At 49.8% G+C, this 12,954-nt stretch carries 10 protein-coding genes; 5 read left to right on the top strand and 5 right to left on the bottom strand.

From position 1 onward, the window contains the following. Positions 1-251: 251 nt before the first annotated feature. Positions 252-2,948, top strand: a complete 2,697-nt coding sequence (gene gyrA, locus ACKFKH_RS12185) for a DNA topoisomerase (ATP-hydrolyzing) subunit A (protein ID WP_446858565.1) — start codon at positions 252-254, stop codon at positions 2,946-2,948. 328 nt (positions 2,949-3,276) lie between these two features. Here gyrA and ACKFKH_RS12180 read toward each other — a convergent pair whose 3' ends face one another. Further along, entirely contained in the window at positions 3,277-3,411 is a 135-nt protein-coding gene (locus ACKFKH_RS12180; protein WP_446858564.1) for a hypothetical protein, read from the bottom strand. A 32-nt stretch (positions 3,412-3,443) separates the two neighbouring features. On the opposite strand from ACKFKH_RS12180, the gene bchB reads away from it, so the two are divergent. The 4 genes from bchB (at position 3,444) to ACKFKH_RS12160 (ending at position 6,549) form a co-directional block, all read left to right on the top strand. Next, complete coding sequence (bchB, locus tag ACKFKH_RS12175; RefSeq protein WP_446858563.1) at positions 3,444-4,970, top strand: ferredoxin:protochlorophyllide reductase (ATP-dependent) subunit B; 1,527 nt, start codon at positions 3,444-3,446, stop codon at positions 4,968-4,970. Positions 4,971-5,238: 268 nt separating this feature from the next. After that, positions 5,239-5,577 carry a hypothetical protein gene (locus ACKFKH_RS12170; protein ID WP_446858562.1) on the top strand — a complete coding sequence of 113 codons (339 nt, stop codon included), beginning with the start codon at positions 5,239-5,241 and terminating at the stop codon, positions 5,575-5,577. Then, positions 5,574-6,002 (top strand): type II toxin-antitoxin system VapC family toxin, encoded by a 429-nt coding sequence (locus ACKFKH_RS12165; RefSeq protein ID WP_446858560.1) that lies wholly within the window; start codon positions 5,574-5,576, stop codon positions 6,000-6,002. Before ACKFKH_RS12170 ends, ACKFKH_RS12165 begins: the two co-directional genes overlap by 4 nt. Before the next feature lie 196 nt (positions 6,003-6,198). Next, positions 6,199-6,549, top strand: coding sequence for a hypothetical protein (locus tag ACKFKH_RS12160; RefSeq protein WP_446858559.1), 351 nt, complete (start codon positions 6,199-6,201; stop codon positions 6,547-6,549). A gap of 144 nt (positions 6,550-6,693) precedes the next feature. Here the strand turns inward: ACKFKH_RS12160 and ACKFKH_RS12155 are convergent, their stop codons facing one another. The 4 genes from ACKFKH_RS12155 to ACKFKH_RS12140 all read right to left on the bottom strand — a co-directional run bounded on the left by ACKFKH_RS12155 (position 6,694) and on the right by ACKFKH_RS12140 (position 12,911). Continuing rightward, on the bottom strand, positions 6,694-7,725 hold the full coding sequence (locus ACKFKH_RS12155) for a 5'-methylthioadenosine/S-adenosylhomocysteine nucleosidase (protein WP_446858558.1): 1,032 nt from the start codon (positions 7,723-7,725) through the stop codon (positions 6,694-6,696). Between the two features lie 831 nt (positions 7,726-8,556). Beyond that, complete coding sequence (locus ACKFKH_RS12150; protein WP_446858557.1) at positions 8,557-9,312, bottom strand: DUF928 domain-containing protein; 756 nt, start codon at positions 9,310-9,312, stop codon at positions 8,557-8,559. A 174-nt stretch (positions 9,313-9,486) separates the two neighbouring features. Continuing rightward, entirely contained in the window at positions 9,487-11,787 is a 2,301-nt protein-coding gene (locus tag ACKFKH_RS12145; RefSeq protein WP_446858556.1) for a CHASE2 domain-containing protein, read from the bottom strand. Beyond that, positions 11,784-12,911, bottom strand: a complete 1,128-nt coding sequence (locus tag ACKFKH_RS12140; RefSeq protein WP_446858555.1) for a DUF1822 family protein — start codon at positions 12,909-12,911, stop codon at positions 11,784-11,786. The genes ACKFKH_RS12145 and ACKFKH_RS12140 overlap by 4 nt, the downstream gene beginning before the upstream one ends. Between the last annotated feature and the right edge of the window lie 43 nt (positions 12,912-12,954).

The raw sequence follows: 12,954 nt of genomic DNA, 5'->3' as shown, positions 1-12,954 counted from the left end.
AAAGTCCTCCTCCCTCCTCCCTCCTCCCTCCTCCCTCCTCCCTCCTCCCTCTCGCTAGTACGATCGTCCTCAAATTCCCGCTAGCGCTCAATCCCTCTGTACCAGCCAAAACCCTAGATTCCACGCGGACTTCAGCCCCACGAAAGCCTCCAAATATGATAAAATTTAGACATTCGTAGACCTGGCGAGTATACTTTCTAGGTTTCTTCTGTTCGCGGGTCAAAATTCACACTTTCGGAGCTTTTCACGATATGACATTCTCCCAGGAGCCGCCTTCTCAAGATCGGATCGTCCCTACAGATCTCCGGGGTGAGATGCAGCGATCGTACCTGGAATACGCAATGAGCGTGATCGTAGGGCGGGCGCTACCCGATGCTAGAGATGGTCTAAAACCGGTGCATCGTCGCATCCTCTACGCCATGCATGAACTGGGACTGAGCGCCGATCGCCCCTTTCGTAAATGTGCGCGGGTGGTCGGGGAGGTGTTGGGTAAATTTCACCCTCACGGCGATACGGCGGTTTATGACGCTTTGGTGCGGATGGCGCAAGACTTCTCAATGCGGACTCCGTTGATCAGTGGTCATGGTAACTTTGGGTCGATCGACAATGATCCGCCTGCCGCGATGCGATATACCGAGTGTCGTCTGGCAGCGCTGACAGGGAACGCTCTGTTGCGAGATATTGAGGCTGAAACGGTTGACTTCGCCGATAACTTTGATGGCTCTCAGCAAGAACCGACCGTCCTTCCAGCGCGGATTCCTCAGTTATTGCTGAATGGATCTTCGGGGATTGCAGTCGGCATGGCGACGAATATTCCGCCGCACAATTTAGGCGAGATTGTCGATGGCTTGATTGCGCTGATTCACAATCCCGATCTGACCGATTTGGAGTTGATGCAGTACATTCCCGGCCCTGACTTTCCCACGGGGGGGCAGATTCTCGGTCGCAGTGGAATTCGAGATGCGTATACGACGGGTCGTGGTTCTGTCACCATGCGCGGAGTGGCGACGATCGAAACCATCGAACATCGCGGCCGACCCGATCGCGAAGCCATCATCGTCACCGAGTTGCCCTACCAAACCAATAAAGCAGCCCTGATCGAAAAGATTGCCGAACTGGTCAACGACAAGAAAATTGACGGCATTTCTGACATTCGAGACGAGAGCGATCGCGACGGCATGAGAATTGTGATCGAGTTGCGTCGGGATGCCTACCCGCGTGTCGTCTTGAACAACCTGTACAAGCAAACCCCCATCCAGTCCAATTTTGGGGCGAATATGCTGGCGCTGGTTAATAACGAACCGCAACTGCTGACGATTCGCAGCTTTCTACAAGTCTTTTTGGATTTTCGGATTGAGACGATCGCCCGTCGGACTCGCTGGCAGCTTCGCAAAGCCGAAGAACGTGACCATCTGCTGCAAGGGTTGCTGATTGCCTTGGCGAATCTCGATCGCATCATTGCCCTAATTCGTCACGCCGCCGACGCGCCCACCGCTAAACAAGAACTGATCGAATCCTACGGTCTATCTGAAGCGCAAGCGGATGCGATTCTGCAAATGCAACTGCGTCGATTGACGGCCTTAGAAGCCGAGAAGATTCAGCAAGAACACGATGATTTGCAGACTCAAATTGCTGACCTGCAAGACATTCTCGCCCGACGCGAACGAGTTCTCGAAATCATCGAAACCGAAGTCACCGAACTGCGGGCCGCCCACGCCAATCCTCGTCGCACCATTATCGAACAGTCTGAAGATGAGCTAGGCGACATTGACTTAATTGCCAACGAAAAAGCGGTGATTCTCCTCACCGAGCAAGGCTACATCAAGCGGATGCCCGTCGATGCGTTTGAGTCTCAAAATCGGGCGACTCGTGGCAAAGCAGGAGCGCGGATGAAAGAAGACGACGCGGTGGAGCATTTTCTCACCTGTTGCGATCACGATAGCGTTTTGTTCTTTAGCGATCGCGGCGTTGTCTACCATGCCAAAGCTTACCAAATTCACACCGCATCTCGGACGGCGAGAGGAATGCCGATCGTGCAGCTTCTGCCGATTCCTCATGACGAAAAAATCACTTCGATCATTCCCGTCAGCGAGTTTAGCGACAACGAATATCTGGTGATGTTGACCAACAAGGGTTACATCAAAAAGACGGCTCTGGCGGCCTTTAGCAATATTCGCGCCAACGGGCTGATTGCGATCTCGCTCGAAGAAGGCGATCAACTGCGCTGGGTGCGGCTGGCCTGCGTCGATGACAGCATTATTATCGGCACGAGTCAGGGGCGATCGATTCACTTCCGCGTCAATCACGAACAGCTTCGGCCGTTGGGTCGGGCGACTCGTGGGGTGCGATCGATGTCGCTTCGCAAGGGTGACAGTCTGGTGGGGATGGCGATTCTTCCGGGTCAGATTGTGGCAGATGTGGCACAGGCGCAAGAAGCCGGGCTGATTGATGAAGAGGTCGAAATTGATGAAGATGTGATGCTAGACGAGACGGCTGATTCTGAAACCGCAGAACTCAAGGCACCCTCTGGGCCGTGGATTTTGGTCGTGACGAATGGCGGCTACGGTAAGCGAGTTCCGGTGACGCAGTTCCGATTGCAAAATCGAGCAGGAATGGGGATTGTGGTGACCAAGTTCCGCAAAAAAGGGGACACCCTCGCTGCCCTACACATCGTCAACGAAGGCGCAGAATTGATGATGGTCACGAGTCGTGGTATCATTATCCGACAAGCGGTTAATGCGATTTCGTCTCAGTCTCGTGCGGCGACTGGGGTGCGTGTCCAACGGTTAGATGAAGATGATGCGATCGCGGCTGTGGCGATCGTGCCTCCGACCAATGGAGAAGAAGCGCTAGAATTGGCTGCCAGCGGGCTTGTGGCGGATGTCATAGTAGATGAATCGGTCACAACTGAACCTGAGACAGATACACCCGACGCAACAGACGAATAATCTTATCAAAGTTTAAACGCCTCCTGGGGTAGAGCAATCTGCCCCTTTTTTTGCGTTTAGAAGGGAGACTTTGAATCTGGTTTACTCCCTTTTTGAGGTGAATTTGATGGAATTTTCTCGCTTCGTTCTTTGGTGCTTCTGCCCCCCAAGCTGCCAATTCTAGGGGACTTTCAGATTAGATTGCCGCTCAACGTCCAGCGTTTAAAGTCCAAAGCGCTGTCATAATCGCCAAAGCAACCGACATCAGCCTTGCAGAACATCACAAAGCAATAAGAATCGTTGCGATCGCACCCTCTTTAGTTTCAGTTCAAAATCTCTACATCGCCCGTCAGCCTTGAATTTCAGCCACTTGATCCTCTGCAAATTCTGGATTGGAGCGATCGCCCACGATTTCACCATCTTTGAGACAATCAGAAAGCGATAAAACCCCATCGGGAAGCGGACACCAGGGATAGTTCCCCACACCCACCCCCTCAACATTAAGGAAGACACCGTATGAAATTGGCTTACTGGATGTATGCAGGCCCCGCCCACATTGGCACCCTCCGCGTTTCCAGTTCTTTCAAAAATGTTCATGCCATCATGCACGCCCCGATCGGCGATGACTACTTTAATGTCATGCGATCAATGTTGGAGCGCGATCGCAACTTTACGCCTGTGACCATTAGCTCGGTCGATCGCAATGTGCTGGCACGCGGTTCTCAAGAAAAAGTAGTAGACAACATCACCCGCAAAGATGCTGAAGAACACCCTGATCTGATTGTGCTGACTCCCACCTGCACGTCGAGCATTTTGCAAGAAGACTTGGGAAATTTTGTGCAACGAGCGCAGCTAGATTCTAAAGGCGATGTGCTGTTGGCAGATGTCAATCACTATCGCTATAACGAATTGCAGGCAGCCGATCGGACTCTCCAACAGATCGTGCAATACTACATCGCCAAAGCTAAAAAGAAAGGCGAACTGCCCGAAGGCAAAACTGCGAACCCTTCAGTTAACATTATTGGAATCTCTTCTCTCGGCTTCCATAATCACCACGATTGTACCGAATTGAAGCGACTGATGGCAGATTTGGGAATCGAAGTGAATGCTGTGATCCCAGAGGGAGCCTCAGTTCTAGAGCTAAAAAATCTGCCCAAAGCCTGGTTTAATCTGGTGCCTTATCGAGAAATGGGCTTAATGGCGGCGCAGTTTTTGCAAGAAGAATTTGACATGCCGTTTGTGGATATTACCCCGATGGGTGTGGTAGAAACGGCTCGCTGCATTCGCAAAATTCAAGCAGTGCTGAATGCTCAAGGAGCAGCCGTTGACTACGCAGAGTTCATCGAAAATCAAACGCTGCATGTGTCTCAAGCCGCCTGGTTTTCACGCTCGATCGATTGCCAAAATCTCACAGGCAAAAAAGCCGTCGTCTTTGGTGATAACACTCACGCTGCCGCAATGACCAAAATTTTGTCACGGGAAATGGGCATTCACGTTGTCATGGCCGGAACGTATTGCAAATACGATGAGAAATGGTTTCGCGATCAGGTGAGTGAATACTGCGATGAAGTCCTGATCAGCGATGATAACGGCGCAATTGCAGACGCGATCGCTCGTATCGAACCCTCCGCCATTTTTGGCACCCAGATGGAACGCCACGTTGGTAAACGGTTACGCATTCCCTGCGGTGTGATTTCGGCTCCCATTCATGTGCAAGACTTCCCGATCGGCTACAAACCCTTCCTTGCCTATGAGGGCACCAATCAAGTCGCTGATCTGGTCTACAACTCCTTCACATTGGGCATGGAAGATCACCTGTTAGAAATCTTCGGCGGACACGACACCAAAGAAGTCATTACCAGGGGCATGTCTGCCGATTCGGATATGAACTGGACGAAGGACGCTCAAGCCGAATTGAATAAAGTTCCTGGATTTGTGCGCGGCAAAATCAAACGTAATACCGAGAAGTTTGCTCGTGAGCGAGGACTTTCTGAGATTACCGTTGAGGCGATGTACGCGGCCAAAGAGGCGGTGGGAGCGTAGACTTTTTGGAGGGATGAGGGATGAGGGAGGAGGGATGAAAAAATTGCTTCCATTGGTTTGGGAGTGTCTATGTCCCTCACTTTGTTTTTGTCAGACTACTAGCGTTTTTGGGGGGCGATCGCGTCCCCTATTTTTATGCACGATTAGGGAATTCAAAAGATTATCAAAATGCTGTTAATTAACTCAAACACAGGCAGCTATCACGAAGGCGGGCGTTCTGAATAATTAGCAACTGTTATGATCAATCCAGTCTCTCTAGCGCTCTCCTATGGTCTTATCAACACCGCAGACGCAAACCTTAAAGCTTCACATGATGCTTCAGCAAACTGAAACTGGACAAGTTATGGCATCGGTTGTAGAAATGCCCGACTGTCGGGTGACAGCAGCTACGCGAGAAGACGCGATCGATCAGTTGCGTCAAATGGTGACTGAGCATTTAAACCATGCACAGGTTATGCCGTTAGATATAGAGATTGTATTATCTCACTCGACCAAAAATCCTTGGACTGAGTTTATTGGGCTATATGAAGGGGATGCTGATTTTGCTGAAATTACAGCAGAACTGAGACGAGAACGCGGATTTGACGAAATGGAACTAATGGAATGACGCTTTGGCTTTTAGACACAGATACAGCTTCTTTGCTGTTGCAGAGACATCCAGTGGTGAGTCAGTATATTGTGGTAAATGGAGTCGATGTTGCAATTTCGATCGTGACGGTTCAAGAGCTTTTTAGTGGTTGGGTTGTCCGAATTAACAGTGCTAAAAGCACAGAAGAACTTGTTAAGCTCTATGAAAAGTTTTATAAGACAATTCTACTTTGTAAGAAAGTGCCAATTCTAGGTTTTGAGGTGACTGCCTCTGAGCAGTTGGCAAAACTTCTACAAGAGAAACCTTCATTGTCGAAACAAAAATTGCAGAGAGATATGCGGATTGCTGCAATTGCACTCTCTCAAAATGCAACATTAGTAACGCGCAACTACCGTGACTTTTCCCAGGTTCCAAACCTCTTGATTGAAGATTGGACGGTGTAAACGATCGCTCTACCGTCAATCCAGAATAGCTTTAAGTAATATCCATCTAGAATCGCGATCGGGTTAGACATCTTCCACAGATGAAACTCATCGAAAAATTTATTTGAAATTCTATATAAATCTCATGATCGCCAGCGTTGGTCTTGTATAAGGCAATGTTGGGTGCAGTTCTCATGTGAACTCAGAGGAGGTAGAAATGCAGTTACCCGATGAGCAACCTAAGTATGAGTTGACGGCGCTGGATTTAGAACTGCGCGAGTTGATTGAGCAAGGCGTTGATTTTGCACCTGGTGGTTTAGAGCGACGCAGGTTATACCACGAGTTAGTTAGACGGATTCAAGAGGCAGACGTTCTCTATCATCCGACAACTGAGGAGCAGCCTTTTTATGCAGATGCACTGTCGAGAATGTGGGACTATTTCTTTACCCATTTGTGGGAGTCTGAGCAATACCGCCCGTTTAGTCAACCAGGTTATTGGGTAATCGGACGACTCAACAAACGGCTAAAAAACGAACTGCAAGATCTGCGATCGCAGCCTGCCCAATAAGCCCAAACTCGACCCCTGTTCAACGTAGATTCAATGCAATTCTTCGTTGTGATTCTCCATCCAAAAATGCTCCCTAAGTCTTCTCCAAGTGAGGGACTTTGACCTAGAATTCCTGTCTTATTGTTGTGCAATGGTTGTGCAAATTCATTCTGGATATTTCTTTGACCACGCTTCCAAAAAGCCCAGGGTGACTCTGGATGAATTGCTTTCGGCAAGTCCACTAGCAAACAGCGCGCTGACATCGGTAGAATCGTCGCCTCCGGCCAGATCTGATAAGCTGCGGAAGGCAATAAACGGAATTTCGTTGGCATAAGCGACATGGGCAAACGCCGTCGTTTCCATATCCACCGACACGGCGCGAATGGTATTGAATACATATCGACGATAGTCAGGATTTGCCAAAAACGCTGGCCCAGAGATGCCCCGACCTCCCCGGCGGATTCGCGGCTGAACGGCCACACAGAGCGATGGATTTTTGGGGCCGCAGCGATCGAGCTTAGGCGCAACGGTCTGAGCCACCGCATACATTTCTGGGTCAGCCGCATAGTCAAACTTAAACTCGCCGTTGGGAAAGTTGGAGTTGTTGCGAACAAAGGTATCGCGCATAAATAAACCTGTCCCCACCGGCCCATTAGGAGTCGGAATCTGAAAATCAGAATTAGGCTGACTGGTAAATCGAGACAGCTTTAACCCCAGGCAAGACAAGTCTCTCGGCGTTCCGCAGGGGGCAGGTACGGCGCTGCTGGCGCTCCAATACACTTCTAGCGGCTGTGCCCAGCGTCTAGGAATCATCACATCGCCCACTTTGTAATCAGGATTGACCCCACCCGCAATGCCGCTCAACAGCAGATGATGAATATTGAAATGGTCGATCGTCAGTTGCGTCACCATCGTCGCGTTCTCGATACTAATCCCCGTCAAGACAATCACCACACGGTTACCTCTGAGAATGCCCGTTGTATAGACATTGCCGTTGACGATATATTCCTGCTTATTGGTGGTTTCTGCTAAGAGAACTTCTGCCTCGCCGCCAAACGCTGAAACAATCCCAATCCGGGGTTGACACTCGGTTAGACAGCCTTTGGGTTTTTTGGGTTGGGCGTTGAGTTGGGTGGCACTCAGCGTTAGACAAAATAGGGCGACAGCGCAGGCGCGTTTGATTCTCGAAAAAGACATTGGCATCTCCTGATACGGTAGATTTCATCTCTGATTTTTCATCGCAGATCGACGAACGATCGAGGTCGATCGCAGCTCTTAGCAACCCTGAGTAAATGCTGAATCAATCAATCGTCTTTGCTTTTCGTGGCGAAAGGATCTAAGTCTGGAGAGAATATGATCTAAAATCCAATCCTCAACCCAGCAAAATGCCCTCAGCTTGACAGATAAATCCAGACTTCGTTTAGCTAATCACAGGATTGTCAGAGATGTTGTATTTTTTAATACCGTAGAGATTCAGCGCAATGTTGTGATTTGTGTTGTCTTTGCTGTTGTGAAATCAATTGATAAGACGTGTAATCTTGTGTTGCAACAGGTGTTTTTAGATCAACATTTGTGAAGCCCCTTCAGAAGCTTCTTAGCGTTTCAGCTAGATACTTAGGATCGTGAATTAAACAACCTGTAATTCTCGCGGTTTCGCTTCGTTTGATTCGGCTTCTGTCCCTTAAATCCCCCAAATTTGGCGGACTTTGAACCGCGAAACTGCCTTAAATTCTAGAATGTCTGCTTTCTCAAAGTCCCCCAGAATGGGGGATTTAGGGGGCGAAGCAACCAGGCAATCATCAATCTTATTCAATTCACGATCCTTAGTGTCAGTTCGACGACGCTCTTTCGCTTCGTGATTCAAGTTTTCTGCTCCCCAAGCTGCCAATTCTGGGGGACTTTCGATCAAGATTTCTGGTTCAAAAAGCCCCTCACGAGTGACAACCTGACTCGTTGACCAAATCGAACAATCCCATGAAATCCACGTTATTTGATGGTGATTATTTGATGGTGATTATTTGATGGTGATTATTCGATGGTGCAGCAAGGGGCGATCGCTCCAGAGTGAACTAGCTTTTCTTGTTGCAAGAGATCAGTCCAAGCGGCGGCGGTTGCCGGGTCTTTCTGCGCTTGTAGTTGAAGTCCTAAAGTGGTTAGACTGTCGTACCAGATGCCGTTTTCAGCGTAGAGAGTTGCTTTTTCTAATGGCGTGGCGGCGGCGATTTGAGCTTGCAGTTTGGGAGACAAGACCGATCGCGTCATTCTGCCTCGAAGGGTTATAGGCTCGTCTGGTTCTTGAGGGTCGCAGTAAATCGAGACTGTCCAGCGATAAGTTTGATTAACCTTTAAGCCAGTTGTCGGTGGTACAGAAAGACTGATGACTCCAGGCGGCGTTTTGGGTGCTTTGAATCGGGTCTTCAGAATTGGGTTTCCAGCTTCGTCGCGCAACACCCACGCGATCGCCACCCCTGCTTCTAACCCCTGCGGCAAATTGAGCCAGAGTGTGGGTCGATCGCTCGTCGTCAATCCCCAACCCGATTGAGGAAGCAGGGCATTCACCGCTTCATACGGACGACACGCGCCTCGACTACCTCCCCCTTGTCCACGTCCACCCGGTTCGCCCGGATCAGGAGGAGTCGGCGGCACAAAGCGAATCGATTTCGCCGGGCGTTTTTGGGCAGGTTTTTGAGGTGTGGCGATAGGTTTGGATTGAGCTTGAGGCACTGTAAAAACGTTCAAAATTAGAATCAAAATTACTGTGCTGGTTTGGAAAAACGATTTCATAATTTCCTGAGTTTAAGAATGAGGGAGGAGGAGGAGGAATGAGGGAGGAGGGAGGAGGGAGGAGGGAGGAGGGAGGTTGTGTTTGCCTTTCGGCTTGTCGGGTTATGGAGCCTCTCAGAATTAGGGGGTTGGGGGCAGGAGATTTAACCAACGACGCAAAAAACTTGATCGAGTTCACTTGTATTTGATTAACGGAATGCTGGTCAAAACTAATGTCAGAACAGGCGGCACGATCGGCACCCATCCCCCTTGTAAAAAGAGCAGCCAGCCAAGTCCGGTGAGGAGGACGATCGCTAAAACTCCACTGCCTACTAGAGCTAGTTTTTGAAATCGCCAGCCGAGGATTCCGCCTACAAGCGACCAGCCGCCGATCCAAATTACTTCGCCCCACTGACTCCACACCCACAGCAAGGGACGACCATCAAATACCACGCTGAGAATTTGGCTGACCATTTGCGCCTGAATCAACACGCCAGGAAGTTTGCTCGATAGAGAAGTGCCATAGGGAGTTGACCAGTAATCGCCACTGTTGGGAGACGCAACGCCAATCAACACAATACGATCGCGAATGGCACGAGGATTGACCTGTCCATTGAGAATTTGCGTCAGTGTGACTTGTTGTGCGATTGCTTGAGGGTGACGGTAGTTGAGCAGAATTTGATTGCCGCGCGTATCGATCGTTTGGTAGCCGCCGACTCGCCCTTCAAAACTCGGAAAGGTGACGTTCTCTAATTGCAGGTCGCCGTCGGGAGTAAATTTGGGCGCAATGTCCCGCGCATTTAAGTAGCGAAACGCAAGCTGAAGATTGAAGGCATAGGCAGGCGTGCAGGGAGAAGTCGGATTGGGCGACATAAACAGCAGGTGACGGCGAATGGCTCCATCTGAATCCTGGACAAAATCACTAAAGCCAACTTGTTCTTCGGGCACTTCGGGCGGGGGCAAAATCCCGGCGGGGTCATCAGGCGGAGCCGGACGCTTGCAGATGGCGATCAGGTTGGGTTGATTTAACTGCTGCTTTAAGTCTGGAGAACTAGCCGGAAAATCTCGGTAAATGTCGAGTCCGATCGCCAACGGTTCAGCGTCTTCTAGTTTGGCGAGGAGGCGGCTGAGGGTACGCTCAGACAGTGATCCTTGACGAGGTTCGGGACCTTGAGCCTGCATATCTTTTTCGGTGATAGTGACGACCAGCAAACGGGGATCAGGATTTTCGGCGGGGCGCGATCGTGTCAAGGTGTCAAAGGCGGCTAATTCCGTCGGTTGGAGCCAGCCAAGCCAGCGAATTCCGGTGATCAAGCTGGTGACCGCTAAACTGCTGAGAAGAATTTTTTGCAAGTCGTGGCGAGTCGGTCGAGGAAAAGCGATCGCAGGTTTGCCACACCAGTCTTGCCAGGTTGGGGGCACTTCGGCAGGGTTTTGACAAATGACGGGGAGCCAGGTGGCGCAAGGGAAATCGGCTTCTAACGGCTGTAATTTTTCGCGGGCTTCTCGAACGGCGGTGTAGAGCGACTGTCCGCTAGAAAAGGCGGTGAGAAAGTGTTTGAGGAATTCTTGAGCGATGCGATCGGGCACCGATTCTCGCATGACAATCACTTGAGGCAAATGCAGATCGGCCAAATCTCGCGCCAGTCCCAGCCCATCACAGGAATTGAAAATTGCCAGCTTTAACCCATTGGCGATCGCTTTGCGGAGTCCGTATTTAAGCTGGTCGATCGTCAGACTTTCGGTGTGGTTAATTTGAATGCGTCCTTTGCCCTGACTAGAACTGTGTCCCGCAAAAAACAGCACATCCCATCCGGGTTGCCAAAGCTGTTGGGTTAAGTCTTTTGCTTGTGGTTCGACTAAAAATTTGAGTTCGGTTCGAGGAAGCTGTTTGAGGAGTTGTTGGTCACGATCGAGATCGATTCCTTTACGATCGCCCAAGATTGCTAGAATCTTAACTTTGGTATTGCTTTTGGCATGATTTGTTTTAATCGCTCTCGTATATTCAGGTAAGCTTAAAGCGATTTCTACTTTTGGATAGTCTTCTAAAAAATCCCATAAGCACCAGGGTAATTTTAGCAATTCTGAATTATCTGCCACGACAATCACTCGAATCTCATCAAACTGATTCAATCGCGTGCGTAGCTGCCGTTCAATTTTTTGAAACTGATGGGTACTGAGCCAGCGATTGATCTCATGTCGTAACTCATCACTCAGACTGCTAAATTCTGAATGCGAAATGTGAGTGAGATCGGTTTCGTCAATGTCAAATTCTGCGTTGAATTCCGTCGATCGTCGCCATCCCAAATTGGAATACAACGCCTCATAGAGCGATCGCCAGCGTTCATACAGGTCACCCAATTCTGGCATCGGCGGCAAACTGCCCGTAAACTGCATTGGCTGAGACTGATCCGCTTCCCACAGTTGAGCAATCACATTAGGCAAACCCCTCTGCCAGTCACCGTTTCCTAAATTCAAAACAACTAGATGACTCATAGCTGAAAATCTTCTATGATTACGGTATCGTCGATGGCCACCTGCAAGCTAAACTGAGTCCCCAAAGCTGACCGAAACCGTCGCAGTTGAATCACATCATCCTGGGGCCGAGACTGTACCGATTGAATCATTTCACCCATCGATGAGATCAAAGACAGTTGCAGATTTGCAGGAAGATTGAATGAAGCGTCACGAGATCGAAGCTGCGATCGCACCCCGATTCTGCCGTCGGCTTCGGGTTCTAGAGTGACTAATAATAAGAGGGCGCGATCGGAAAGATTCAATAATTTAACGCGCCTCACGGCCGCCTCACTCAACTCCACTTGCCGCAGATTAAACGCAAATTCGTCGCGTCCCAAAAGGCTCTCTAACGACTGCCAGCCTTCCTCAAATACATTTTGCAACCATTGACCCAGTTGAACTCGTCTGGATGTCGATCCTGAAAGCCGCTGCCGCCAATCTGCTCGTTCCAATAGTGCGCCCCATAAAGCAAACGGCACCTCTAATCGAGGCTGAAGGAGAGCAGGATTGGTGAGCCGTTGGAGTAAATTGTCTGCCTGAGCAGGTTGAATCGTCGGCAAAGGCGCGATCGCTGCCTGAGTCACCTCAGTCGGATTAAGCTGGCGCACGACCCAAAGCACCGTCAAATCTTGAATCAAATCTTGAGCATCCAAACAATAAGTCCGATCTCGCTCATCATAGGTGGCGATCGCTTTAATCTGTTCATGCGTCGTATAGCCCCAAACCCTGACCCAGCCCTCATCAGGATTGACCTGCACTGCTAGATAATAGTCCCCCGCCCAATTCGTCAAATCAATCCATTCTTGAGGAATTCGCAGTTCGCTAGTGTCGATCGTTTTGTCAGGAATTAGAATCAGCCGCTTGTTGTTTAAACGGTCGCCTAAAGTAATCGCCGTCCCATTCACAAAATTCCACAAACTTGGGTGTAGCGATGCTTGGGGGGCGTAGTGCGATCGTAACCACGGTAAGAATGTACTGAGACTAACTTGATTCAAATAAGTGTTCCATTGAGCGGTAACCGTGGTGCAGGACTGAGCAACTTGCCAAGATTCAGACTGCACGTCTGGCAGGATTTCTAGCTGAAGTTGGGTGAGCGTTTGCATGGGGAGGTGAGGAGGGATGAGGGAGAACTTCGTTCCGCTTCGC

The organism is Phormidesmis sp. 146-20, assembly GCF_052939475.1.
This window is presented reverse-complemented; position numbering and strand designations above follow the sequence as displayed.